Annotated in this window: 18 protein-coding genes; 5 read left to right on the top strand and 13 right to left on the bottom strand. The window is 55.8% G+C overall.

Features of this window, described 5'->3' with window-relative positions; genetic code table 11:
* Positions 1 to 69 precede the first annotated feature (69 nt).
* From ACZ5PT_RS04650 to ACZ5PT_RS04640, 3 genes are read right to left on the bottom strand one after another with little or no spacing between them, the layout of a single operon-like run.
* Positions 70 to 3,252, bottom strand: a complete 3,183-nt coding sequence (locus tag ACZ5PT_RS04650) for an efflux RND transporter permease subunit (RefSeq protein WP_464265643.1) — start codon at positions 3,250 to 3,252, stop codon at positions 70 to 72.
* Positions 3,245 to 4,504, bottom strand: a complete 1,260-nt coding sequence (locus ACZ5PT_RS04645; protein WP_464265642.1) for an efflux RND transporter periplasmic adaptor subunit — start codon at positions 4,502 to 4,504, stop codon at positions 3,245 to 3,247. Before ACZ5PT_RS04645 ends, ACZ5PT_RS04650 begins: the two co-directional genes overlap by 8 nt.
* Positions 4,501 to 5,913, bottom strand: coding sequence for an efflux transporter outer membrane subunit (locus ACZ5PT_RS04640; protein WP_464265641.1), 1,413 nt, complete (start codon positions 5,911 to 5,913; stop codon positions 4,501 to 4,503). The genes ACZ5PT_RS04645 and ACZ5PT_RS04640 overlap by 4 nt, the downstream gene beginning before the upstream one ends.
* A gap of 184 nt (positions 5,914 to 6,097) precedes the next feature.
* Here ACZ5PT_RS04640 and ACZ5PT_RS04635 point away from each other — a divergent pair, with 184 nt between their 5' ends.
* Together ACZ5PT_RS04635 and ACZ5PT_RS04630 are read left to right on the top strand one after the other, a co-directional pair.
* Positions 6,098 to 6,808 carry a response regulator transcription factor gene (locus ACZ5PT_RS04635; RefSeq protein ID WP_464265640.1) on the top strand — a complete coding sequence of 237 codons (711 nt, stop codon included), beginning with the start codon at positions 6,098 to 6,100 and terminating at the stop codon, positions 6,806 to 6,808.
* Positions 6,808 to 8,172, top strand: a complete 1,365-nt coding sequence (locus tag ACZ5PT_RS04630; RefSeq protein ID WP_464265639.1) for an ATP-binding protein — start codon at positions 6,808 to 6,810, stop codon at positions 8,170 to 8,172. The genes ACZ5PT_RS04635 and ACZ5PT_RS04630 overlap by 1 nt, the downstream gene beginning before the upstream one ends.
* Before the next feature lie 271 nt (positions 8,173 to 8,443).
* Here ACZ5PT_RS04630 and cls read toward each other — a convergent pair whose 3' ends face one another.
* Together cls and ACZ5PT_RS04620 are read right to left on the bottom strand one after the other, a co-directional pair.
* Positions 8,444 to 9,862, bottom strand: a complete 1,419-nt coding sequence (gene cls / locus ACZ5PT_RS04625; RefSeq protein WP_464265638.1) for a cardiolipin synthase — start codon at positions 9,860 to 9,862, stop codon at positions 8,444 to 8,446.
* Between the two features lie 138 nt (positions 9,863 to 10,000).
* Entirely contained in the window at positions 10,001 to 10,333 is a 333-nt protein-coding gene (locus ACZ5PT_RS04620; protein WP_464265637.1) for a hypothetical protein, read from the bottom strand.
* A 173-nt stretch (positions 10,334 to 10,506) separates the two neighbouring features.
* On the opposite strand from ACZ5PT_RS04620, the gene ACZ5PT_RS04615 reads away from it, so the two are divergent.
* Entirely contained in the window at positions 10,507 to 10,959 is a 453-nt protein-coding gene (locus ACZ5PT_RS04615) for a hypothetical protein (protein ID WP_464265636.1), read from the top strand.
* A 120-nt stretch (positions 10,960 to 11,079) separates the two neighbouring features.
* Here the strand turns inward: ACZ5PT_RS04615 and ACZ5PT_RS04610 are convergent, their stop codons facing one another.
* The 8 genes from ACZ5PT_RS04610 to nadA all read right to left on the bottom strand — a co-directional run bounded on the left by ACZ5PT_RS04610 (position 11,080) and on the right by nadA (position 23,330).
* Complete coding sequence (locus ACZ5PT_RS04610) at positions 11,080 to 11,472, bottom strand: PEGA domain-containing protein (RefSeq protein WP_464265635.1); 393 nt, start codon at positions 11,470 to 11,472, stop codon at positions 11,080 to 11,082.
* 248 nt (positions 11,473 to 11,720) lie between these two features.
* Positions 11,721 to 14,567, bottom strand: a complete 2,847-nt coding sequence (gene uvrA / locus ACZ5PT_RS04605) for an excinuclease ABC subunit UvrA (protein WP_464265634.1) — start codon at positions 14,565 to 14,567, stop codon at positions 11,721 to 11,723.
* A 91-nt stretch (positions 14,568 to 14,658) separates the two neighbouring features.
* Complete coding sequence (gene pdxA / locus ACZ5PT_RS04600; protein ID WP_464265633.1) at positions 14,659 to 15,651, bottom strand: 4-hydroxythreonine-4-phosphate dehydrogenase PdxA; 993 nt, start codon at positions 15,649 to 15,651, stop codon at positions 14,659 to 14,661.
* Between the two features lie 172 nt (positions 15,652 to 15,823).
* Positions 15,824 to 16,660, bottom strand: a complete 837-nt coding sequence (locus ACZ5PT_RS04595) for a diguanylate cyclase domain-containing protein (protein ID WP_464265632.1) — start codon at positions 16,658 to 16,660, stop codon at positions 15,824 to 15,826.
* Positions 16,661 to 16,860: 200 nt separating this feature from the next.
* Complete coding sequence (locus ACZ5PT_RS04590) at positions 16,861 to 17,808, bottom strand: SurA N-terminal domain-containing protein (protein ID WP_464265631.1); 948 nt, start codon at positions 17,806 to 17,808, stop codon at positions 16,861 to 16,863.
* 17 nt (positions 17,809 to 17,825) lie between these two features.
* The gene (locus ACZ5PT_RS04585; protein ID WP_464265630.1) at positions 17,826 to 18,767 is read right to left on the bottom strand and encodes a peptidylprolyl isomerase; all 942 of its coding nucleotides are present in this window, start codon (positions 18,765 to 18,767) and stop codon (positions 17,826 to 17,828) included.
* A 48-nt stretch (positions 18,768 to 18,815) separates the two neighbouring features.
* A complete protein-coding gene (mfd, locus tag ACZ5PT_RS04580) occupies positions 18,816 to 22,310 on the bottom strand; it encodes a transcription-repair coupling factor (RefSeq protein WP_464265629.1) in 3,495 nt (1,164 codons plus the stop codon).
* A gap of 102 nt (positions 22,311 to 22,412) precedes the next feature.
* On the bottom strand, positions 22,413 to 23,330 hold the full coding sequence (nadA, locus tag ACZ5PT_RS04575) for a quinolinate synthase NadA (RefSeq protein WP_464265628.1): 918 nt from the start codon (positions 23,328 to 23,330) through the stop codon (positions 22,413 to 22,415).
* Between the two features lie 194 nt (positions 23,331 to 23,524).
* Here nadA and tatB point away from each other — a divergent pair, with 194 nt between their 5' ends.
* Both tatB and tatC read left to right on the top strand, forming a co-directional pair.
* On the top strand, positions 23,525 to 23,944 hold the full coding sequence (gene tatB / locus ACZ5PT_RS04570; RefSeq protein WP_464265627.1) for a Sec-independent protein translocase protein TatB: 420 nt from the start codon (positions 23,525 to 23,527) through the stop codon (positions 23,942 to 23,944).
* Positions 23,937 to 24,728, top strand: a complete 792-nt coding sequence (gene tatC / locus ACZ5PT_RS04565; RefSeq protein WP_464265626.1) for a twin-arginine translocase subunit TatC — start codon at positions 23,937 to 23,939, stop codon at positions 24,726 to 24,728. The genes tatB and tatC overlap by 8 nt, the downstream gene beginning before the upstream one ends.
* The last annotated feature ends 25 nt before the right edge of the window (positions 24,729 to 24,753 follow it).

The raw sequence follows: 24,753 nt of genomic DNA, 5'->3' as shown, positions 1-24,753 counted from the left end.
GTCCGTAACGCAGTGCTCGCCCTTCGGTTGACAAACTTAATTTTAACAGCAAAAAAAACTTCTGCATTCTCAGTCTTGTCGCAGTGCTTTCTGTGTGCTGAGCTCTGGCGCAAATGGTTGTTCGGTTGTCTGCATTGTTGCTGTTCTCTTTAGCCATTGGCGCAGATCCTCGACGATCAGATACAGGCAGGGCACCAGCAGCAGCGCGATCAGGGTGGCGAAGAGGATGCCGAAGGCCAGCGAGATCGCCATCGGGATCAGAAAACGCGCCTGACGTGAGGTTTCGAAGATCATCGGCATCAGCCCGCAAAAGGTCGTCAAGGTGGTCAGCAGGATCGGCCGGAAGCGTAAAACACCCGCTTCGACTACGGCAGCAACTGGCGAAGCGCCATTTTTCCGCTGCCGGTTGGCAAAGTCGATCAGCACCAGCGAATCGTTGACCACCACCCCGGAGAGCGCCACTACGCCGAACATACTCATGACACTCAGACTGTAACCGAGTAGCAGATGACCGAGCACCGCGCCGACAATACCGAAGGGGATACTGGTGATGATGATCGCCGGTTGCAGATAGCTGCGAAAAGGGATCGCCAGCAGGCCGTAGATCAGTAACATCGCCAGCCCCAGGCCGAGAAATAGGCTCGACATGCTCTCCGCCATATCGGCCTGTTTGCCTTCGAAGCTAAAAGCGAGACCGGGATAGCGGTCGGCCAACTGAGGAAGGGCTTCCGCTTGCAGAGCGCTGCGGATTTGTCCGGCCTGTTCCGCCGGACTAACATCAGCACTGACACTGATGACCCGTCGCCCGTCGCGGCGATCGATGCTGGTGTAGGCCCGGCCGCGTTCAACATCGACCGCCTCGCGCAGCGGAATTTCAATACCGCTGGCGTTGCGCAGAATCATCTCTTCGAGGTTGTATTCGGAGATCCGTTCACTTTTCGGGCGCCGTACCGTCACGGTCACTTCATTGCGGCCACGCTGTTGACGCAGAACTTCGGTGCCGTCATAAGCGTTACGCACCTGACGGGCGACATCTTGGGCGCTCAAGCCGAGGCTCAAACCCTCCGGGCGCATGCTGAAGTCGAGCTGCTGTTTGCCCGGCGCAAAGCCATCATCGATATCTTTGGTCATCGCGTAGCTGGCGATCACTTCTGCCAAATCCTGCCCAGCGCGCTCCAAGGTTGCGAGATTGGTGTGACTCAATTCTACGGTGAGCGCTTTGCCGGAGCCGGGGCCACCGGAGTCGGACTGAAACATCAACGATTCGAGACCGCTGATTTCACCCGCGGACTGGCGCCACAGATTGGTGAATTGTTCGGTCGAGATGGCCCGCTGCTGCGGATCGACCAGATAAACCTTGATGTCCAGGGTGTGACTGCCGGAGAGTCCGTTCACCGCTTTGCCGAGATCGGCAAAAGTGCCGATCACCAGTTGTTGCTCGCCAGACTGCTCCGCCACCTGTGCGGCGCTGGCCAGCAAGCGATCGCGGACCATTTCGGTCTGTTCAATCGCCGAGCCGTACGGGAGTTCGACGGTCACCTTGGCAAAATCGGACTCAACGCGCGGGAACAGGGTCATCCCCATCCTGCCGCTGAGCACCAGCGAGACGGTCAGGATCAACACTGCAGAAGCGACTGCCAGGGTCAAGTAGCGGTTGCGCAGCAGCAGCTGTAAAAAAGGTGCGTAGCGCTGCTTGATCCAGCGGCTGACGCCGGTACTGAAACGCTGCTGAAAAAGATGTAGCGCCCCCAGAATGCCGCCGCGCCGATTTTGTTTCAGGTGGGCCAGGTGGGCCGGTAGCACAAACAGCGACTCGAGTAGTGAAACCAGGAAAACGGTAATGACAACGATCGGAATCACCTGGAAAACTTTGCCCATGGTGCCGGGCACGAAATAGAGTGGCATAAAGGCGACCACGTTGGTCAAAATGCTGAAAGTGACCGGCATTGCCACTTCTCGCGCTCCGGCAATCGCTGCCTTAAGCGGTGACAGCCCCTGCTGGCGAAACTTATAGACGTTCTCGCCGACGACAATGGCATCATCGACGACAATCCCCAGCGCGATGATAAAGGCAAACATCGAGATCATATTGATGCTCACCCCGAGCAATGGCAGAACCAGAAAGGCACCGAGAAACGAGATCGGAATGCCCATGGTGACCCAGAAGGCGAGCCGCGTTTCGAGGAACAGACCGAGCAGCACCAGCACCAGGGCGAGGCCGAGGTAGGCGTTATTGAGCAGCAGGTCGAGCCGCTGGCGGAAAACTTCCGACTGGTCGTTCAGCGCGGCCACTTCTACCCCTGGTGGCAATTGTTGCTGCAATAGTTCCATTTCCGCCAGAGCGGCATCGGCAACCTCGATCGGGGTCTGTTCACCGACCCGATAAATATCCAGCATCATCGCCCGCTTGCCGTTGTATTCGGCATAGCGGTCGGTCTCCTCGAAACCGTCTTTGATGACGGCGATATCTTCCAGCAGCAGTTGGCTGCCGTTGTTAGCGGTCAGCACCGGCAGCTTGGCGAAATCGTTGCCGTAATCGCGGCGTTCCTGCATCCGCAGCAGAATTTCGCCCCCACTGGTTTTAATCCCGCCGCCGGGAAGTTCGATCGCCCCGGCACTTAAGGTCTGGGCAACCTGCTCGAGGGTTAAATTGTAAGCCCGCAGTTTTTCCTCTGGAATTTCGATGGAAATTTCCAGCGGCCGGGTACCGGCCAGTTCCACCTGGGTGATAGCCGGATTCTGTAACAGGGTGGTGCGAAAATCATCGGCCAGGCCGTATAAAACCTGTTCGCTTTGGTCGCCGTACAGAACCAACGAGAGAACATCCCGCTTGCGGCTGACGATCTCGACCTGCGGCTGTTCGGCCTCTTCCGGGAAGGTGGTGATGCGGTCGACCTCGTTCTGCACATCCTGTCCCAACTTCTGTAGATCACCACCCGTCAGCAGGGAGACGTTGACTGTTCCACGCCCTTCGTTGGCACTGGAGCTGACCTCATCAACCCCATCCAGGCCTAGGACCGCTTCTTCGATAGCGAGGATGATCCCCTGCTCGACCTCGGCAGGACTCGCGCCACTGTAGGCTACGCTGACCGAGACCTGATCGTTATCGAACTCCGGGAAAACCTCTTGTTTGATCTGGGTCATGAAAAACAGACCGCCGATCAGGAGCAGAACCATCAGCAGGTTGGAAGCGACTGAGTTTCCGGCCATCCAGGCAATGGGACCTTTCGTGGTGTTGCTCTGCTCAGTCATGGCTGATCTCCTGCGGTTGCGCCTGCTCTTGTAATGCCAGGCGCGGTTCTTCGACGCGCAGTTGCATGCCATCAGCGGCCGTGCTCAGATTGCTGAGAACCAGTTGCCCAGCGGCGGGGAGGTTGTTTTTTAGATAAACGGTTTCACTGTCGCGCCAGACAACCTCGGCGGCGGTGACCTGCAAGCGCTGCTGGTTATCGGCTAACCAGACGTTATTGCCATCATGCAGCGCCGAGCGAGGAATGCTGATGACATCGGAGAGCAGTTGACCATCGATTTCGACCCGTACATATTCGCCGAGCAGTAGCGGTTGCCGTTGTTCCGCCGGATTGTTGAGGTCGAGGGGATCATTCACCTTAACCAGCAGGCGGGCCATGCGGCCATTTTCCTCCAGATCGGCCAGCAGTTTATCGACGCTGCCGAGCTTTCGTTTGCCGCCGCTGGTGGTAATCTCCACCATTGAGCCCTGCTCGCCCTGCTGTTGTGGAATATCTAGCCAGACTAATCGATCAACCGGAATCGAGACCTGCACCCAGTAGTGATCGGTGCTGACCAGGGTGGCGATGCTATCCTGGGCGGTCAGGTAGCCGCCCGGTTCAGCCGATTTTCTGACGATATTTGCATTAAAGGAGGCGTAAATGACGGTCCGTTTCAGGTTGATCTCCGCTTGCGCTTGTCCAGCCTGGGCGGCATGGAGCTCGGCTTGAGCTTTGAGCAGGTGTGGCATGCGCAGGGCCAGATTACGGTCCTGGTCACTGGCCGTCTCTTTGCCGTCGTACAGTTGCCATTCCTGACGGGCAATCTCCTGATTACCTTCTTCGATCGCCAGGGCGTAGGCGGCGGTGGCGACGGTGCTCTGCGCCTGCGCTACCGCCAACTGGTAATCGGCGGGTTCCAGCATCAGCAGTTGATCGCCACTGTTGACCCGGCCACCGAGGGCAAAGCCTTTATTGATGGCAATGATCCGGCCGCTGACTTCGCTTCTTAAATTCAATTCACTGGCCGGAATGACGGTCCCCATGGCGCTGATCCGAACCTGTTGCAGCTGACTCTCGATCGGTTTGGTAGTCACCAGCGGTGCCAACTTGAGCGGCTTTTGCCGATTGGCCTTGGGGGTGCTCTTGATTAAATAGGCACCGGCCGCGATGGCGGTGGCCAGAATCAGGAGAATTGCCAACAGCGTCAGCAGGGTCGATTTGCGGCCGTTTTTAGTGATCACGGAGTTTTCTGTTGCTGGCTCAGCTCGGTTCATAATTGTACCTCAAGTTGTTGCGCTTGCAGTTGCTCGGTCCAACTGCCACCGAGCGCCCGATGCAGGGCGACCCGGTTGGTCAGTAAGTTGAGCTGTTGATTGAGTAAGTCCTGTTGCAGTTGTTCGACGTTTTTCAGTTCGGTCAGGACCGGCAGGTAATCGTTGAGACCTTTTTGGTAGCGGTTTTTGGCGGTCCGCAGCGCCTGTTCCGCAAGGTCGAGCTGAGTCTGGATGGCCGTTTGTTGTTCAAGCAGTTTCTGCTCGCTGATCAGTGCATCTTCCACTTCGCGGATGGCGGTCAGTACGGTCTGCTGGTAAGCGGCCAGCTGTTCACTGATCAGCGCTTTATGCCGCTCGACTTCTGCCGAACGCTGACCACCGTCAAGCAGTGGAGCGGTCAGATTGCTGGCCAGATTGAGCAACCAATTGTCGAACAGGTCGGAAATGTTTGTCGCATCGCTGCTGGCAGTTGCCGTCAAGCGCAGGGCCGGCAAACGCTCGGCTTTGGCGGCGGCCAATTGCCAGTCTGCTGCTTGCAGCCGCAGACCGGCGGCGCGAATATCAGGGCGTTGCTGCAACAGTTCAGCCGGCAGCCCCAACGCTGGCAGGGGGGTAAGCTGCGGCAGTTCATAATCGGTCAGCTGCAGCGCTTGTTGTGGATTGTTCCCCAGTAGCACCGCCAGCTCATGGCGCAGCCGTTGTTCTTCGGCTTCCAGCGCTGGCAGCCGGGTGCGTAGCGCGGCCAGCGCCTCTTTTTGTTGCAACAGGTCGAGAGCGGTCGCCTGTGCCTTGCGAAAGCGTAGTTCTATCAGGTCAAGGTAGCTTTGCGCTGTTTGCAGCTGCTCAGAGAGCAGCTCTTGCTGTTGGCGTTGCCCGAGCAGCTGTAGCCAGCGGTCGCTGATCTCGGCCGCCAAACTGGTGGCGGCAGCATTCAAGTCTTCCCGCGTGGCTTGCTGTTGCTGCTGTTGGCTGTTGATATTTGCGGCGACCCGACCCCAAAGATCGAGCTCATAGTTGCTGCTCAGGCCGATGGCGTTGTTCTCGAAATCGCTGCTCTGACCGCCACTGCGTTGTTGGCTGCTGGAGCGATCGGCGCTGAGGCTCAAGTCAGGATAGCGTTCGCTACTGCTCTGTCGGCTCAGCGATTGCGCTTGTTTCAGTCGTGCCCAGGCTTGGCGCAGGGACAGGTTGTCGCTCAGGGCTTCGTCAATCAGACGGTTCAAATCGCCTGCGGCAAAGCTTTGCCACCACTGTTCTGGAATGGCTGCCGTTTCCCCGTACAGGGAGTAGCTTTGGGGCAGTTGGGTTAACTCTGCCGGTTGCAGCTTGGAGCTGAACGGACTGCAGCCGGTCAGGCTCAACAGTGCCAGTAACAGCAGCAGGGGCAGTTTTTGCTGAGAAAATATCATTTTTACCTCGCGTTGAAACAGTCGTTTGAATCTGTGGCGAGGATACGCTCTACCTGCTGATTTGCGTGTTAAGTCTGATGCTATTTATCTTAAGTTTTGTAAACCGGGGCAGTGGCAATCTTTAAAAATCTTTACAACAGGCACAATTGCTTTCGGTTATGATGGCCCCTAGAGGAGAACTGCTATGAATCGAATTTTGGTCATCGATGACGATATCGAACTCTGTGAATTATTGACCGATTACCTGAGCGCGGAAGATTTTGTTGTGCAATCGGTCAATCGGGGTGATCAGGGCGCTCAGCAGGCGCTGGCCGAGGAATACTCGTTGATTGTCCTCGATGTTATGCTGCCGGGTCTAAACGGTTTTGACGTGCTGCGCAAGATCCGTGAACAAAGCAAGGTGCCGGTGATTATGCTGACCGCCCGGGGCGATGATATCGACCGGATCGTCGGTCTGGAATTGGGTGCCGATGATTATCTGCCGAAGCCGTTCAATCCGCGTGAACTTGTGGCCCGGATCCGGGCGATTCAGCGGCGTAGTGAGGCGAGTGTAAATGTTTCCGCCTCCCAGCAGAAAGCAGGCGGACTGCAGGTTGGCGATATTGTCCTTTGTCCGGCGAATCGCAGTGTCAAACAGGGCGGTGAGCTGGTTGAGTTGACCTCGGTCGAATTCTCGCTGCTCGAAATCCTGCTTGGTCGGGCCGGCGAGGTGATCAGTCGCGAGGAGCTGGTTGAAAAGACCCTCGGTCGGCGTCTGTCAGCCTACGATCGCAGTATCGATGTGCATGTCAGTGCGCTGCGCAAAAAGCTTGGCCACCAACACGGCGCTGCGGAACGGATCAAAACCATCCGTGGCGTTGGTTATCTCTACACCCTGTCGGAAAGCAATTCCTGATGCGTAGCCTGTTCTTCAAGTTCTTCCTCAGTTTTCTGCTGATTAATGTTCTGATTGTCACCATCGGCATCACCCTGACCTATCTGCGCGATCAGGAATTCCCACCGCTTGCCAGCCAGCATTTTGCTCGTCAAGCGTTGGCCGAATACGGTCGTGGCGCAATCCGGGTTTATGAAAAAGAGGGGATTACAGCTCTTGACCACTACTCCGATCAACTGTTTGCGGAAGTCGGCAGCCGGATCGTGCTGTTCAACCGCGACGGACGACCGCTGACCAACAAGCAGCGGGTGCAGCGACGGATGTTGCGCATGGCCAGAAGGGCCCTGGAAACCGGCGAAGTGGTTTTTCCGATGAGGGGAGAACGCAACTTGCTGGCCAGTAAGCTTGAAAGTGAATCGGGACAGACCTATATTGTTGCTATTGGTTTGCCGCAAAAGCCGCCGCCCCGCCATATTGTCAAGGGCTTGAGCCACGGCCTGCTCGGTTGGCGGTTGCTGGTCCTATTGGGCGTCTCTGCGGTGGTTTGCTATTGGTTGGCCCGCTCCTTTGCCGCGCCGATCGGTCGTTTGCGTCAGGCAACCCGGCAGTTTGCCAGCGGAGATCTGTCGATCCGAGTCGGTGACCAGGTCAGAGGGAAGAATGAAATTGGCGGCCTGGCGCGCGATTTTGACCATATGGCGGAGCGGATCGAAGATCTGGTCGGCGCCCAGCAGCGGCTATTGCGCGATATCTCCCATGAGCTGCGTTCGCCGCTGGCCCGACTGGGGGTGGCGCTGGAACTGGCGCGCCAGGAAGGCAACCCTGAAGTTCGGCAAAAAGCACTGCAACGGATTGAGCTGGAAGCGGAGCGGATGAATGAAATGATCGGTCAACTGCTCAGCCTGACCCGGCTGGAAAGTGGCGCCAACGAGCTGCCGCGGCAGGAATTTGACCTGGCTGAATTGTTAATCCATTTGGTTGCTGACGCCAATTATGAAGCTAAAAATCGTGATTGTCAGGTGGCTTTAGTCGGTAATGGACCACTGCTTATGACCGGTTCGGAGGAGTTGCTGGCGCGGGCGCTGGAGAACGTGATTCGTAATGCCGTTAAATATACCGATGATAACAGTTCGGTGGCCGTCGAATTGACCGCTGAGCAGGGAATCGACATTCGAATTTTGGATCAAGGACCCGGGGTGCCGGAAGAAGCGCTGGATAAGCTGTTTGAGCCTTTTTATCGCGTGGCTGATGCCCGTGATCGACAAAGCGGCGGGACCGGTATCGGTCTGGCGATTGCCGAGCGTGCAGTCAAGTTGCATGGCGGTACGATCAAAGCGAAAAATCGGGATGCGGGCGGACTTGCTGTCGAGATTCACTTGCCTTAATCTCAGAATAGGTCTATTCTTATATCCGAATAAAGTGCTCAATTAAGGGAGGCCATATGGATTTTCTTTATCTTATCGGCATTGTCGCCGTCTGGTACATCGTTAACAAGTGGGTTCTGCCCCGTTTGGGAGTCCAGACCTGACTGTCAGGCAGTTGCGAGCTTCCGCGTGACGGAAGCAAGAAGGGGCAGTCGAAGAAGACTGCCGACCAATAGTCATTGTTAGAAAAGCAGGGTTGTGCAAAGCGGCCCTGCTTTTTTTATCTGTTGCGTTACAGGTAGGGGGAGAAGAGCTTGCAGAAGGAGTCGCGTAGCCGTAATGGCAGGGAGCGATGGTCCATTTCGTGGAGACTGATTTCCCGCGACTGTTCGCGACTTTGATCGAAATGGCCAGCCAGTTCAGAAACAATGTCATCAGCAAAAATCTCGACATTGAACTCAAAGTTGAGCCGCAGGCTGCGCGGGTCGATGTTGGCTGAGCCGACCAGCGCGTATTCCTCATCAATCAGCAGCAGCTTGCTGTGCACGAATGGCGGTGGCTGGTGGTAGATGCGGACATTATGCTCAAGCAGTTCAAAAAGATAAGCGTTGGTCGCCCAGGCCATATAGGGCAGGTTATTCTGCTCCGGCAGCAGGATCTCGACCTTGACGCCGCGCAGGGAGGCGGCGTTGATGGCCGCCAACTGTGCCCGGGTCGGGATAAAGTATGGGGTCATGATTCTAATGTGTGATTTGGCGCAAGCCAGTGCACCGATCAAAATCCAGTTGAGCTTTTCGTGTGGTTCATTGGGCCCGGCGCTGATCCCGCGGCAGCAGGCGGTTCCGACGATCGGTGGTATTGGCCAGTCGCGTTCCTGGCGCTGTTCATTGGTGGCAAAGTGCCAGTCTTCCAAAAAAGCGTCACGCAGCTGATTGCAGATCGGACCTTCGAAGCGGAAATGGATATCGATGGCGCGGCGGGAATTATTTTTGATCATCGCCAGATGTTTGTCACAGATGTTCATTCCACCGGTAAAACCGATAGAGTTGTCGACCACTAGCAGTTTACGGTGGTTGCGCATGTTGAGATAGAAGCTGCGTGCCAGGCTCGGCGGCATGAAAGTGGCCAGCTCGATTTTGCTTTGTTTGAGCAGGTTGCGAATTTTGGCGAGGGCGTAATATTGGCCGAAGGCGTCAATCATCACCCGAACATCAACCCCGCGCTCCGTTGCGGCGGTCAGTTCCTTGACGAACAGTTTTCCGGTGCGATCGGCTTTGAAAATGTAGCTGCTCAGAAGTACGGTCTGTTTGGCTGTGCGGATCGCTTCGAGCATGGCTGGGTAGGCCTGCTCCCCGTTGTAGAGCACCTTGATTGCGTTACCGCAGATCAGCGGTCGGCGGGTGACGGCATCGGAGAGATTGATCAGTCCCTGGCTGGTGGCACTGCTGGGAAACTCCTGGACATCGTTGCTGCTCGGTGGAACATCGACGTTCAGCCAGTGCATGCCCTGCCCCTGCTTCTGCAGTTCACGCGCTCGGGTCCGAATCCGATTAACCCCGAATAGCCAATAAAACAGGGCTCCCAAGCCCGGTAGGGCCAAGCAGGTGACGATCCAGCCGAGCGCCGCGCGTGGATCACGCTTGGTCAACAGGGCGTGCCCGGCAGAAAACAGCGATAGCGACCAGAGAATGACCAGTGCCAAGGTCAACATGGATCCCCCGAAAAAGAGGAAAAGAATTGAACGTTTTCAAGAGGTTAGCAGATGGTAACGGGGAAGTCCAGAAATCGAGTGAAAACTATCAAAATGTAACTGCGCCGCCATATTTAGACGGCGCAGCACGTTGTCAGTTTAACGCAGCGAGGTGCCGCAACGGGCACAGGTAAGAACGGTGTTAGTCGAAATTTTATCACCGCAGGTTGGGCAGTTAAACCAGTGGCGGCAGAAGCGGCACTGCTGCTCCGAGAGGCCTTGCTTCTTTTTACATTTCGGGCAGCGCCGATACATTTTTCGATTACTCAGATAATCTTCAAAAAACAGACCACAGCGGGGACATTCGCTGCTTCCCGGCTTGTGAATAGTTGCTTCGCAACCTGGAATCGGGCATTTAAAAACGGTTTTGCAGTGGCTGCACCAATAATCACCCTTGAGTGGTTCGCTGCAACTGGGGCACTTTTTAGTCATCTTTTCGCTCCGTCAATGTTTTTGATGTCGGCACTTGGTGACGACAGAACTAAGCATAGTCGACCAGGGACCGATTGCCAAGGAGAAGAGTCTGGACTTGTTTACGCCGAAGGTTGCTGCTATGATTCTTTAGTTGTCTTTAATTTCTTTTGCGGGTGCTGGGAGTCACATCTATGGCAAACGATTTACGGGTGGAAAAACGACCGGAACAGGTCGGTTTGTTTATGGCCGATGGGCTGGTTTTAGAAGCGACGGTATTTCTCGCGCAGTACGCCATGTATCATTCCGGCGAGCAGCACGTTCTCGATCTGCTGTTGGAAGACGATCCCTTTTTACCGGCAAAGGCGTCCAGCGGTGAGTTTCATTTGGTTCGCAAGGGGATGATTGGACATATCCGCTGTGCCGTGGTTTTGGAAGAAGGGCTGGAATATGTCGAGCGGCAGGTGAAAATAAGTTTTCCCGGCGGCGAGGTTTTGCAGGGAACGGTGAAGATGGATCTGCCGGCGCATTCCGCCCGCTTAACCGATTACATTAACGGTGGCAACGAGTTTTTCCCGCTCTTCTCCGGAGAGCATGCCTATCTGGTCAATCGTAGCCTGATTCGTGATGTGGTGTTGATTGATTAAGTAAGTGCCCGATTGAATAGCACGCAAGATGAGATTTTGCTCGGTGTAAAAAGGTGAAGGCCAGTCCCTATCGGGCTGGCCTTCTTTTTGCCGGCGAATCTTACAGAGTGCAGCGAAGAATTATTGCTTTTTTTCCAACTTCGCTGTCATCTGCGGGTTATTGCGTTTCATAACGAACAGATAGCTTTCTTTGAGCTTTTTGGTGAAGAAGGTTCCAAGCCACAGCGGGCTCCAGACGACTCCAGCCATCAACCAGCGCTTCATCGCGCCGGAATCAGTTTTGTCAGCCTTGATAGTTAAATCGACCGGCTCATAGCCTTGCTGGGCGATATTAACCTGGTGCTGACTGCCAGTGCTCAGAGCGTAATCATAACGGATCGGTGTTTCGCCGATCTGCTTGCCATCAATGGTGACAATTGCTCCTGGCGGTTCGGATTGAATGAGTGCCTGATGGGGGGCACAGGCGCTGAGAAACGCGGCCAGTACGATAAGGGTTATCAGTTTACTTTTCATTTGGGTTCTCCTTTGCTGAACCGATCTGCCGGCAACCTTTTATACGTTGCAATGCCTATGCCGCCTGCGAGGGTACCGAGCAAATAAGGGCACAGTTTTAACCGGGCGCGATTAAGTGCTGTCAAAACGGGAGGATAAAATTTCTTCATCGGCTCCGGCTAACTTATCGGCAGTTTCTTGGAAAAACTTAAGGAGTTATTTTTGCGACAGTTTTTGACAGTCTGTGCAGTTTTTGCGTCAGTTCTCCGTCATTTTTGCAGGGGTCGATTGCCCGGTTCGGCGGACTCACTGAGGTAGCTGCGTAGAAATTGGCCGGTGTAGGAACGGCTTTCCTGCGCCACCTCTTCCGGAGTTCCGAAGGCGATCACCTCGCCGCCGCGACTGCCGCCTTCCGGCCCCAGATCGATGACGTAGTCAGCGGTTTTGATGACATCCAGGTTGTGCTCGATGACGACCACCGTGTTGCCGGTTTCAACCAGCCGATTCAGCACTTCGAGTAGTTTGTGGATATCGGCAAAATGCAGTCCGGTGGTCGGTTCGTCGAGGATATAGATGGTTTTGCCGGTCGCGCGTTTTCCCAGTTCCTTGGCCAGTTTGACGCGTTGCGCTTCGCCGCCGGAGAGGGTCGTGGCGCTCTGTCCCAGCTTGATGTAGCCGAGCCCGACATCACGGACCGTTTGCAGCTTGCCGCTGATCCGTGGGATGTTTTCGAGGAATTGGCTCGCCTGGTTGACGGTCATGTCGAGCAGATCGGCGATGCTTTTGCCTTTGTATTTTACCTCCAGGGTTTCGCGATTGTAGCGTGCCCCCTTGCAGATCTCGCACTGGACGTAGACATCGGGCAAAAAGTGCATTTCGATTTTGATGATGCCGTCGCCGCTACAGGCTTCGCAGCGCCCGCCTTTGACGTTGAAGGAGAAGCGCCCCGGTTTGTAGCCGCGGATCTTCGCCTCTGGCAGTTGCGCGAACAGTTCGCGGATGTCGGTGAAGACGCCCGTGTAGGTGGCGGGATTGGAGCGTGGCGTGCGGCCAATCGGCGACTGATCGATATCGATGACCTTGTCGAGTAGTTCCAGGCCGCGCAACTCGCGTGTCGGGCCGGCTTTATCGCGCGCCCGGTGCAAGCGCTGCGCGAGGGCCTTGTAGAGGGTCTCAATCACCAGCGAAGATTTTCCCGATCCGGAGACGCCGGTAAAGCAGGTCAGCACACCGAGGGGGATTTTTATGTCGACATTCTGCAGGTTGTTGGCGCGTGCGCCGAGGACTTCCAGCCAGCGATCGCTTTTGCGCCGTTCGCTCGGGATCATGATCTGGCGCTTGCCGGATAGATACTGCCCGGTCAGTGACTTCTCTTCGGCCATCACCTGCGCGGGAGTTCCCTTGGCAACCACCTCGCCACCGTGCACCCCGGCGGCCGGCCCCATGTCGATGACATAATCAGCCGCCATGATGGTTTCCTCGTCATGTTCGACCACCAGCACCGAATTACCGAGATCGCGCAGGCGCTTGAGGGTGACCAGCAGGCGCTGATTGTCCCGCTGGTGCAGGCCGATGGAGGGTTCGTCGAGGATATAGAGCACGCCCATCAGCGAGGAACCGATCTGGGTGGCCAAGCGGATCCGTTGTCCTTCGCCGCCACTTAAGGTTCCGGCTCTGCGGTCGAGAGACAGGTAGTCGAGGCCAACGTGGGACAAAAAAGAGAGCCGTTCGCGGATTTCCTTGAGAATCCTCCGGGCGATTTCCGCTTGCTTGGGCGGTAATTCCAGGCTGGAGAAAAAGCTTTCGGCATCGGCTATCGACATGGCACAGATATCACAGATATTCTGGTCCGCCACTTTAACATGCAGCGATTCCGGTCGCAGTCGCGCGCCATCGCAGGTCGGGCAGGGAATCACGCTCATAAAGCGCTCCAGGTTGTCACGCACACCATCAGAATCGGTTTCCCGGTAGCGTCGCTCCAGGTTGGTAATCACCCCTTCGAACGGTTTTTCGTAGAAGTGGCGCCGCTCGCCCTGGTCGTAGAAAAAACGCACGTTTTCTTCGCCCGAACCGTAGAGGATAATCTTTTGCAGCTCTTCCGACAATTGCTTGAACGGTTTGCGGATGTCGAATTCGTAATGCATCGCGAGTGCTTCGAGCAGCGCTTGGTAGTAGTAGCCGGTGCGGCTGTCCCAGGGGACGATGGCGCCATCGCGCAGGCACAGCTCCGGGTTCGGCACCACCTGTTCGGCATCAAAATAATTGCGTGTTCCCAGCCCGCTGCAATCGGGGCAGGCACCGTGGGGATTGTTGAAGGAGAACATCCGTGGTTCGATATCGGGGTAGGACAGGCCGCAATCGATGCAGGCGTGTTTGGACGAAAATAGCTTGCTTTCGCCGTCGGGAATTTCAACCCGCACCAGACCATCGGCCAGCCGCAGGGCGGTCTCAATCGAATCGGCCAGCCGCGTCTCGATGCCTTCCTTAATCACCAACCGGTCAATGACCACTTCGAGGCTGTGTTTCTTCTTTTTATCCAGCTCGATAGTATCGCCCAGCTCATACATCTCACCATCGATGCGGATGCGCACAAAACCGTCCGCCTGCAGCTGAGCCATTTCCTTGCGGTACTCACCTTTGCGTTCGCGGACGATCGGAGCCATCACCAGCAGCTTGCTTTTCTCTGGGAATTTCATCACCCGGTCGACCATCTGCTCGACGGTTTGCGAACTGATCGTCTGCCCGCAGCGGTGACAGAGGATTTCTCCGATCCGGGCATACAAAAGCCGCAGGTAGTCGTAGATTTCCGTGACCGTACCGACGGTAGAGCGCGGATTCTTCGAGGTGGTCTTCTGCTCGATGGAGATCGCCGGGGAGAGGCCATCGATCTGATCGACATCCGGTTTTTCCATCTGCTCGAGAAACTGCCGGGCGTAGGCGGAAAGGCTTTCGACGTAGCGACGCTGGCCTTCAGCATAAATGGTGTCGAAGGCCAAGGTACTTTTCCCCGATCCGGAAACGCCGGTGATAATCACCAGCTGATCACGCGGGATATCGATATCAATATTCTTCAGGTTGTGTTCGCGGGCGCCACGGATTTTTATTTTATCGATCATTGAGTTCTTATTTCTGAAGGGGCGACCCATGGGGCGCACGCGTTTATGTTCGTACACGTTTCCGGGCGACCTACAGGTCGCCCCTACCGAATTATTGTTGAATCATCTGCTGCGCCATGTTGATGGCGGCAATCAGGCTTTCGGTGCTGGCCTTACCCGTTCCGGCCAGGTCGTAGGCGGTCCCGTGGTCGACGCTGGTACGGACAATCGGCAGTCCCAGGGTGACGTTGACACCGTCATCGAAGTGCAGCAGCTTCAGTGGAATCAGCCCCTGATCATGGTACATGCAGATGACCGCGTCATGACTTCCCCTGGCGGCGAAGTGGAACAGGGTGTCGGCGCTGTGTGGCCCGTCGGCGTTAATTCCTGCGGCCTGAGCGGCCTCAATGGCCGGGATTATCAGCCGACTCTCTTCGTCGCCGAACAGGCCGTTTTCTCCGGCATGGGGGTTGAGAGAGAGGACCGCCAGTTTCGGATTTTCCAGAGCAAACTGTTGCCGGAAGCTGCGATCGGTAATGCGAATCGTCTCGAGTATTTCTGCCGTGGTCAATGCCTGCGGAACATCCCGGTAGGCCAGGTGAGTGGTGACCAGGCAGACTTTTAAGCGCTCGCCAGCCAGCATCATCACCACTTTGTCAATCCCGCAACGCTCGGCGAGCAGCTCGGTATGGCCGGGGAAGTGGCAGCCGGCCGCGTTGATGGCCGCCTTGCTGATCGGGCAGGTGACCATCCCGACCGCGGCCTTATTCAGACAGTGCTCGACCGCCCATTCGACATAATCGGCCATTGCCCGACCGCAGCTAAGATCTGGACGGCCGTAGGTTAATGTGTCGGCCGCCAAATGTGACCGCGATTCCACCTGGAGGTGACGCTGGCCGAAGCGCAAATTCTGGCGCCTCTGATCGAGCTTGGTCAGCTTGCCCGACTGGCCGAAGATCTGTCCGGCGCGGAGCAGTACATGCGCATCGCCAACCACCAGCAGCGGTTGCCGTAACCGATCGAAGTCGCCATTAAGCAAGGCCTTGATAATCAATTCCGGGCCGATACCGGTCGGGTCGCCCATTGTCAGCAATAGCGGTTTCACGCAGGTCCTTTCGCAGTTTTTTCACAAAAGAGTCAGCATAACCGATTCACTTGCTTTATCACAATAGCTGGTGTGATTGGGATTTAGAGAAATGAATAAATATTGCAGGTTGAGACATGTAAGAAAGGAGCCGCTGCAGGTGGCTTTTTGCCGCTGCAGCGGCTCCTTGGGACTAAAAAGTGGCTTCGGCTGCGCGTAATAAGCCGTGCCGATTGAATTGATTGGTGAGATTCGGTGATGCCAGGCCGATTTTCAAGTCGATGGGGATTTCCTTGGCTAATTCCTGGGCCTTATTCTGAATCCGCTGCATGACCTGTTTTGCATTGCTGTTACTGGTTTCCGGCAGCAGTAAGGCGAGGCGTTTTTTCTCAATCCGACAGAGCAGGTCCGAGGTTCTGATCTGGGTTTTAATGCTCAGGGCAACCGAGGGTAATAAATTGCTCCAACCACTAGTTTCGTTATTCTTGTCGGCTTGCGGCTCGATCAACAGCAGTGAAAAGGGTCGTCCGGTCAGTTTGGAGCGGGAGAGTTCCTGGTCGAGAAAGGCATCGAAATAAAACCGGTTGTAGATTCCGGAGTTCTGATCGATCAGTTTATCGGCCGGTGGAAATGATTTTCTTCGGTCGCTGGCGGAATGGTTGCCCAATAACCGATTAAATAAATCCTTCGCCATGGATGAGGATGAATCGTAGCTCAGGCAGTGGCTGCCAGCCGGAATAATCCCTAATAGCGATAATTCAACCGGATCCAGAGCGGAACAGAAGACCAGCTGGATTTCGTGTTCGCGGGCCAGACTCGACAGCTCGGCAGTGGAGCGAAGCGCCTCTTTACCGGGAGAATAAACCGAGCAGAGCAGGATATCAACCGAGGTGTTCTTAAAGAGGAAATTGGCTTCTTGAGGGCTGCTGCAGAAATGAATTTGGGAAAAAATATCGGTTGGTTTAATCAACTGGGCGATCGAGCGACGCTCTTCCGCTGCTTCTGCAACAATAACGGCCGATTTCGTCATTTGTCCCCTCCTTTAATGGGGATCTCCCCACAGTTTGGCGATACAATATCCAGTAAATTGCGCTAAGGATAACAGAACTGATTTTAAAAGCAAGAAAAACCAATGAGCAGATGCTAATTGCACGATAGCTTTCACTTTTTATATAAAAAAGGCCCCCCGGCTATTGCTGGAGGGCCTTTAGCTTTTAGCTTTGAGGTTGCTTAGATGCGAATATCAATATGGCCGCGATCGCGTAGTTCCTGGGCCCATTCTTTGAAGCGCAGGTCGGTTTTCTGTTTTTCGAGGATTTCCTCGATGTCGCCTTTGACGCGGTCGAACAGGTTAACATCTCCGGGGTTTTTGGCGGTGACCAGGAACAGGTGCAACTGGCCGTTCATCTCTACCGGTTGGCTGACTTGGCCAACGTCGAGCCCAGCCAGTGCTTGTTTCAGTTGTTCGGTCAGGTCTTCCTCGATCAAATTACCCATATCTCCACCGAAAACGCGCTCTCCTTGGGATTCGAGAACCTTGTCAAACGGCTCGCCATTTGACAGCAGGTCGCGAGTCACCAGCACCTGTTTGCGAATCTCATCCATTGTGGTGGTATCGATATCGGCCGGTATTTCGTAGCTGATACTGCTGACACGTACTTTCGGCTTGCTGCGGTACTCATCGATATGATCACGGAAGTATTCACGCACCTCGCCGCTGGTCACCTGAACCTTATAGTTCACTTCGCGACCAAGCAATTTGTAACGTAAGATTTCCTGCTTCAATTGTTCACGGTAGGCTTTGAAAGACATCCCCTGAGCCTCGACGGCTTGTTTTAGTGCTTTCTCCGTCAGGTTGTTTTTTCGCTGCACATCGGTAATCGCGGCGTTCAGTTCCGGGTCAGGGACCGTCAGTCCCAGCTCCTTAATTCGTTGCTCGACCAGTTTCTCGTTGATCTGTTGTTCCAGAACCTGAGATTTCAACTCATCAAACTGCTTGCTGGTCAACTGGTTCCCTTTGGCATTTTTCGCCAGGGCGTCGAGGACGGCCTTATCCAGTTGATATGTGCTGATGATGTCATTGTTGACCACAGCGGCAACCTTGGTCAGAGTTTTTGCATTAATGGAACTGACCGGCAGTAGGATTGCAACCAGCAGCAGCAGGATCGATCGTTTCATGTTAGTAGTCCTTTATATTATGGGGCTGATTTTTTCGTTAATAGTTCCCAGGTAACGGAGACTGGGGTGGAGTGATGTAGATTTTCCAGCCATTGCTGAAAGGCCTCTTCCTCGCGTTGTTGCGATAACTTGTTCATGATTTCTTCGGCAACCGCGGCAAACGGTCGCAACCCGGCCCGCCGGCGCCTTTCAACCAGGAACAGATGCACCCCGTAGGGGCTCTCCACCGGATCACTGACCTGACCGACCGGCAGGTTGAACAGGGCCTGGTCAAATTCAGGCGGTAACTGCCCTTGCGAGAAATAGCCAAGATTGCCACCATCCTCCCGGTCGGGGGAGAGAGAGTGCTCCCGCGCCAGATCGGCAAAATTGCCCCCCGCCTTCAGTTCCTTGAGGACCTGCTTGGCATCTTCACTATTATTAAAGAGCATCTGCCGGGCGCGCAGTTCGGCCGGTCGGCGGAATTCATCACGGTGTGCCAGGTAGTATTTTTCAGCGTCGCTGTCAACGACCTGCGTTTGCGCGGCGAAGGCGGCACGACTCACCTTTATGGTGATCAGTCGCAGCATCAAAGCCGCTTTCCAGCTTTGTTCGCTTTGCCCGGCATCCTGCAGAATCTGACGGTACTCTTCGGCCGTATAATTGCCACGCAGTTCAATCATCGCGGCATCCAACTCGTCGGGAGTTATCTGGACATCGATCCGTTCTGCCTCTGCGAGGATCAGTTCCCGCTCGATCAAACGGTTTAACAGCTGGGTTTTGAGAATAAACTGTTCGGTTTCCGCCAGCTCATCCAGGTCGGGATAGCTGAGCAGCAGTTCGTTTTCAAACTGTTGCAGGGACAGTTGTCTCTGCCCGACCTTTATCAGTGGTGGTTGTGGTTCAGGTTGCTGGCAACCGATCAGGCCGCTCAAGCAAACCAGTAGAATGAACCATTTTCGCAGGCTACGGTACGGCAAAAAAGCACCCTCGATAAAAGAGAAAACCGGGAAGTCACGCTAGCATAGTCAGAAAAACAGTTGCAATTCTTTTCTCACCGCCAGCAGCAGCTCTGCCTCTTTGAGGCGGCCCAGCTCGATACTCAGCTTAAAATCGGCCCCCAGCCGGTAACGTTCTGGCTGCTCGGTGAGCAAGCTGCGGATCAAATCCGGCGCAACCTTGGTGCTGGCGTGAAAGGTCAGGTGTAAGCGCCGCCCATCGAACTCGAGCAGTTCGAGACGCAACTGTTTCAGCAGGATACGCAGTCGCATGGTGCCGATCAAGGTTTCTCCGGCGCTCGGCAGTTCGCCGTAGCGATCGCGCAATTCTTCGACCAGATCGAACAGCTCCGTGTCGTTGTCTGCCGCTGCCATGCGCTGATAGAATTGCAGCCGTTGGTTCGGATCGGGAAGATAGTTTTCTGCTAAAAATGCTGACAGGCCGAGGCGGATTTCCGGGTCGATCCGTTCTTCGTGTTCCTTGCCGCGCAGCTTGGCGATGGTTTCTTCGAGTAGCTCGGTGTAGAGCTCGAAGCCGATCGCCGCGATCGGACCCGACTGTTTACCTCCGAGCAGGTCACCGGCGCCGCGTAATTCCAGGTCGTGGCTGGCGATGCGGAAGCCGGCGCCCAGTTCGGTCAGTTCCTGCAATACCTTCAGTCGTTCGCGTGCCTCTTTGGTCAGGCTGGCCTCACCGGGAATCAACAGGTAGGCGTAGGCGCGCCGGTCGGAGCGGCCGACCCGACCGCGCAGCTGGTAGAGCTGTGAGAGGCCGAAACAGTCGGCGCGATTGACGATAATGGTGTTGGCGCGCGGGATATCGAGGCCGTTCTCGATGATCGTCGAGGCGAGCAGCAGGTTGCTTTTCCCCTCGATAAAGTCGAGCATGACCTGCTCCAGTTGTTTTTCCGGCATCTGGCCGTGACCGACCGCGATGTTCGCTTCCGGCACCAACTGTTTGAGCTGTTCGGCCATGGCATCGATGGTCTGGACCCGATTGTGGACAAAGTAGACCTGGCCGCCCCGGCGCAGTTCGCGCAGGATAGCCTGGCGGATCAGTTCGTCGTCAAAGCGGGTCACGTAGGTGCGGATCGCCAGCCGGTCGACCGGCGCGGTTTCTATCACCGACAGGTCGCGCATCCCGGCCATGCTCATGTGCAGGGTGCGGGGGATCGGCGTGGCGGTCAGAGTCAGGATGTCGACCTCAGCGCGCAGCTGTTTCAACCTTTCCTTGTGGCTGACGCCGAAGCGTTGCTCTTCATCGACCACCACCAGGCCCAAATCTTTAAAGCGCACATCCCGTTGCAGCAGCCGGTGGGTACCGACCAGGATGTCAATTTTTCCCTCGGCGGCCGCCTCAAGGGTCTTTTTGTTCTCAGCCGGGGTCCGGAAGCGCGACACCATTTCGACCCGCACCGGGAATTCTTCGAGCCGTTTTTTGAAGCCTTCCCAGTGTTGCCGCGCCAGCACTGTGGTTGGCACCAGCACCGCCACCTGCTTGCTGTCGAGGACCGCCTTGACCGCAGCGCGCAGGGCAACCTCGGTTTTTCCGTAACCAACATCACCGCAGACCAGCCGGTCCATCGGTTTGGTCGATTGCATGTCGTTTAGCGTATCATCGATGGCCTGCAGCTGATCGTCGGTCTCTTCGTGCGGGAAAGTCGCTTCAAATTCCCGGTAGAGTTGGTCGGGCGGGGAATAGGCAAATCCTTGGCGCAGTTCCCGCTTGGCGTAGAGTTCGAGCAGCTGGCGGGCCAGTTCTTCGACCGCGGCGCGAGCTTTGAGGCGCGCCTTCTCCCAGCCCTGGCCGCCCATCTTGTCCAGTTTCGGCGCATGCCCTTCGCCACCGGCATATTTCTGTATCTTCTCGATCCGGTCGATCGGCAGGTACAGCTTGTCGCCGCCGGCGTATTGCAGATGCAGGAAATCCCCTTCGACCGGTCCGGTCTGCAGGTGGGTCAGGCCGAGATACTTGCCGATACCGTGATCGGTGTGGACGATATAGTCGCCATCTTTGAGCTCGGCTAGACTGCTCATCAGCTTGCGAGCGCGTTGCTGGCCGGTTTTCTTTTGTCGGTGGCTGCGTTTGCCGAAGATTTCTTCTTCGCTGATCAGCAGCAGCTTCTCTTCTGCCAGGCAGAAGCCGGCGGAAAGTTCGCCGACGGTCAATTGTGGGTGGCTGGGCTGCAGGTTGTTCAGTCGCAATCTCGGATTGATCGGCAGATCGATGTCGTGCGCCGCAAGCAGTTCCTGCAGCCGTTCAGCATGGCTGCGCTGATGGCAAACCAACAGCACCCGCCAATTGTTCTTCTCACTCTGCTGCAACCGCTTGATCAGCGGTTCAAGTCCATCGTGCTGCTGATTTGGCTGGGCGTGCAGGTCGGCATTGCCACTACAGTTGAAATGAAAACGTTCCCGCTCATCGTCCAACTGAAAAACCCGCAGTCGCGAGAATTCGATCCGACCGACACTGCTCAGCAGCGGCTGGACTTCACTCGGATCGAGGAACAGTTCACGGCGGGCGACGTGCGGTAAACTTTGTTCGAGCATCCGTTTTTCGCCGTCGCGGACATCGCGATGGAACTGGTCGATTTCCTGTTCTATCGCTGGTGGATCGAGCAGGACCCAGCGTTCCTTTTCTAGGTACGCGGTTAGCGGGTCGAGGGCCGGGTAGTTAAAGGGCAGCAGAAAATGGCGACCGGGGGCGAGAATCCCTTCGCGGGCCTCATCCATGATCGTCTCCCGCTCGGTCCGTGGTAGCGACAATTCGTCACAACGCTCTTTGAGGCGCTGGGCAAAGGTTTCGAGGAAGGGGCCGTGGAGGATCATCTCTTTCGACGGGATCAGCTTCAAGCGTTCGATACTCTGCTCACCAGAGCGCTGACTGGTTGGGTCGAAGCTACGCATCTTTTCAATGAAGTCGCCGTAGAAATCGAGACGCACCGGCTGCTCGGCATCGGGGGGAAACAGGTCGATGATGTCGCCGCGCACGGCAAAGCTGCCCCGTTCTTCGACCAGCGGCACCGGTTGATAGCCAAGCTGTAGCAGGGTCTCGGTCAATTCACGGTGTGGATATTCTTCTTCGGCGATCAATTCCAGAGCGATATTCGCCAGCACCTGACGTGGGATCAGCTTCTGCATCAGCGCGCGCACCGGCAGCACCAGGGCCTTGAGGTCACCGCGACTGAGGGCCGCCAGGGTGGTCAGGCGGATCGCTTCCAGTTCCGGGTGTGGGGTCAGCGGATCGTAGGGGTTCAGTTCCCAGTTTGGCAGCAGGGCGATTTGTTGCGGTCGGTGGTGGAAAAACTGCAGGTCGGCGGTCAGTTGTCGCGCTTGTTGCAGATCCGCGGTCAGCAGCACCAGCAGCCCGCTGTGTTCTGTTAGCAGTCGGGCCAGCAGGAAGGCATCGGCCGAGCCATGCAGGCCGAGGACTTCACAGGTCTGGCGGCCTGAGGTGACGCCATCGGTAAAGCTTTTAATCGTGGCGTGGCGAATGTCTTGGGCGTCGAGTTCCATAAATTCCATTGTAGGGGCGATCCGATGGATCGCCCCTACGCTGATTTCAAAAAAGTAAAGGGCGTGCAGATTGCACGCCCTCAACATGATAGTTCAAATTGTCTAAAAAGCTCAATCCCGTGGGACCGCCAACATCCGGTCGAGGGTCAGTTTGGCTTTTTCCCGCACATCCTCGGCGACGCTAATGCGTGGTTCCATGTTCTGCAAACATTCAAGAATGTCTTCCAGCGAGGTCAGCTTCATGTTCGGGCAGATCAGCGCCCGGCTCGGCAGGATAAATTCCTTCTCCGGACTTTCTTTTTTCAGCCGCCAGAGAATGCCCTGTTCGGTGCCGACGATAAATTTCTGCGCCGGATTCTGTTTGGCGAATTCGTACATGCCGCTGGTCGAGCAGATGTGGTCGGCGTGCTCAAGGATTTCCGGAGTACATTCCGGGTGGGCCATAAAGGGTGCGCCCGGATGATCAAGCTTGGCCTGCTTGACCTCTGCGACGGTCAGGCGGTCGTGGGTCGGGCAGTAACCTTCCCAGCAGATACACTCTTTTTCCGGCACGTGTTTGGCGATGTAGCGACCGAGGTTGCGGTCCGGCACCATCAGCAGCGTCTTGGCCTCCAGCGAGCGGGCGACGTTGACGGCGTTGGAACTGGTACAGCAGATATCGCTCTCAGCTTTTACCGCAGCACTGGAATTGACGTAGGTGACCACGGTGGCGCCGGGATGCTCCGCCTTAAATTCGCGCAACTGCTCGGCGGTGACCATGTCGGCCATCGGACAACCGGCATCGGCGCGTGGCAGCAGCACGGTTTTTTCCGGGGCCAGGATCGCGGCACTTTCCGCCATGAAGTGGACGCCGCAGAAGACGATGACCGCTTTGTCGGTTTTCGCTGCTTCTATCGACAGAGCCAGGGAGTCGCCGGTAATTTCAGCGATTTCCTGAACCTCGTCACGTTGATAATTATGCGCCAGTAACAGGGCGTTGCGTTCGGCGGCCAGTTGCTTAATTTGTTGTTTTAATTGATCTTGATCCATCGCTCTTTCCTGCAAAATCAGATGTATACGAAACGAAGCCTGCATACTAGACAAAACCCCCTAATATGTCAATCTTTTCGCCCATTGCGAGCGCTTGACAGTGGCAGGCGAAGCGGCTATTCTCGCCGGATTGACAGGCTGATTTGTGCAGCCGCAGAGTCATGAAATAATCACCTGGGAAGAGGGTATTATAGATGTTCGGAATCGGAATGACTGAAATGCTGTTGATCGCCGGACTGGCGCTAATTGTGCTGGGGCCAAAAAAACTCCCCGAACTGGCCAAGTCGTTGGGCAAGGGTTTTGCCGAGTTTAAGCGCGCGACCAATGAGTTAAAGAATACCATTGAAGTAGAAACCCGCGCCGACGAGGTGCGGCATGCTCGGGAAAAGCTCGAAAAAGACGGCAAGCTGACCCCACCGCAGGCACTGCCTACTGAGGATGACCTGGGTACGCCGGAACCAGAGGGTATCCCGGATAAGATCCGTGAGGCCAAACTGGCCCAGGCTCAGTATGCCGAGGAAGATGCCGAGATCGAGCGACAGCTCGAGCAGGAGGAAGGCGTCGAAGCGGCTGCTTTCGAGAGACCGGAGCAGGAGCCGAAAAAGAATGACTGAAACCGCTAACGCCATGCCTTTGGGCAACCACCTAGAAGAGTTGCGCAAGCGCTTGATGATTGCTGCCGGTTCCTGGCTGGTGGCTTTTCTCGGTTGTTACAGTATTGCCGAACAGCTGTTCGAGCGGATTTCCGAACCGGTCCGGCAGGCCCTGCCGGAAGGCAGTTCGCTGGTTTTTATCAGTGCCACCGAACCCTTTTTTACCCTGCTCAAGGTGTCAGCGCTGGCCGGGGTGGTGTTGGCTTTCCCCATAATTGTCTGGCAGCTTTGGGGCTTTGTCGCTCCCGGTCTGTACGCCAATGAAAAGCGGTTGGTGTTTCCGTTTGTTTTTTTCAGCAGCCTCTGTTTCGGTTGCGGTACCTACTTCGGCTTTACCTTCGTTTTCCCGATGGTCTTCTCTTTTCTGGTTGCCTACGGGACCGAGATTGGTGGCGTCAATGCGATGCTCTCGATGGGCGCCTATCTGACCCTGTCCAGTCGTCTGTTAATCGCTTTTGGACTGGTTTTTGAACTGCCGATCGTGATTTTCTTTCTCGCCCGCATGGGAATTGTCGATCATAAATGGCTGGCGAAAAATCGTAAGTTTGCCCTGCTGATGGCTTTTGTCCTCGGTGCGGTGCTGACGCCTCCGGATCTCTTTTCCCAGACCTCGATTGCGCTGCCGTTTATTATCCTCTACGAAGTTGGAATTATTGTTGCCCGTCTGTTCGGCAAGAAGAAGGTTGTTGCTGAAGAAGAGGATGATGACGATGACCAAGAGGATGTGGATGACTCGTCACCCTGAACTTGAGATGCGTCGTTCGCTTTCA

Source organism: Desulfuromusa ferrireducens (genome assembly GCF_055389805.1).
Note: the sequence above shows the minus strand (reverse complement) of the source record. Positions and strands in the feature narration are given on the sequence as shown.

Bases quoted from the DNA above. Each gene is read 5' to 3' on its own strand.
- ACZ5PT_RS04650 (WP_464265643.1), bottom strand. From the start codon at position 3,252: ATGACTGAGCAGAGCAACACCACGAAAGGTCCCATTGCCTGGATGGCC.
- ACZ5PT_RS04620 (WP_464265637.1), bottom strand. From the start codon at position 10,333: ATGACTAAAAAGTGCCCCAGTTGCAGCGAACCACTCAAGGGTGATTAT.
- uvrA (WP_464265634.1), bottom strand. From the start codon at position 14,567: ATGATCGATAAAATAAAAATCCGTGGCGCCCGCGAACACAACCTGAAG.
- cls (WP_464265638.1), bottom strand. From the start codon at position 9,862: ATGTTGACCTTGGCACTGGTCATTCTCTGGTCGCTATCGCTGTTTTCT.
- ACZ5PT_RS04635 (WP_464265640.1), top strand. From the start codon at position 6,098: ATGAATCGAATTTTGGTCATCGATGACGATATCGAACTCTGTGAATTA.
- ACZ5PT_RS04590 (WP_464265631.1), bottom strand. From the start codon at position 17,808: ATGAAACGATCGATCCTGCTGCTGCTGGTTGCAATCCTACTGCCGGTC.
- ACZ5PT_RS04630 (WP_464265639.1), top strand. From the start codon at position 6,808: ATGCGTAGCCTGTTCTTCAAGTTCTTCCTCAGTTTTCTGCTGATTAAT.
- ACZ5PT_RS04645 (WP_464265642.1), bottom strand. From the start codon at position 4,504: ATGAACCGAGCTGAGCCAGCAACAGAAAACTCCGTGATCACTAAAAAC.
- nadA (WP_464265628.1), bottom strand. From the start codon at position 23,330: ATGGATCAAGATCAATTAAAACAACAAATTAAGCAACTGGCCGCCGAA.
- tatB (WP_464265627.1), top strand. From the start codon at position 23,525: ATGTTCGGAATCGGAATGACTGAAATGCTGTTGATCGCCGGACTGGCG.
- mfd (WP_464265629.1), bottom strand. From the start codon at position 22,310: ATGGAATTTATGGAACTCGACGCCCAAGACATTCGCCACGCCACGATT.
- ACZ5PT_RS04610 (WP_464265635.1), bottom strand. From the start codon at position 11,472: ATGAAAAGTAAACTGATAACCCTTATCGTACTGGCCGCGTTTCTCAGC.
- ACZ5PT_RS04640 (WP_464265641.1), bottom strand. From the start codon at position 5,913: ATGATATTTTCTCAGCAAAAACTGCCCCTGCTGCTGTTACTGGCACTG.
- ACZ5PT_RS04615 (WP_464265636.1), top strand. From the start codon at position 10,507: ATGGCAAACGATTTACGGGTGGAAAAACGACCGGAACAGGTCGGTTTG.
- tatC (WP_464265626.1), top strand. From the start codon at position 23,937: ATGACTGAAACCGCTAACGCCATGCCTTTGGGCAACCACCTAGAAGAG.
- ACZ5PT_RS04595 (WP_464265632.1), bottom strand. From the start codon at position 16,660: ATGACGAAATCGGCCGTTATTGTTGCAGAAGCAGCGGAAGAGCGTCGC.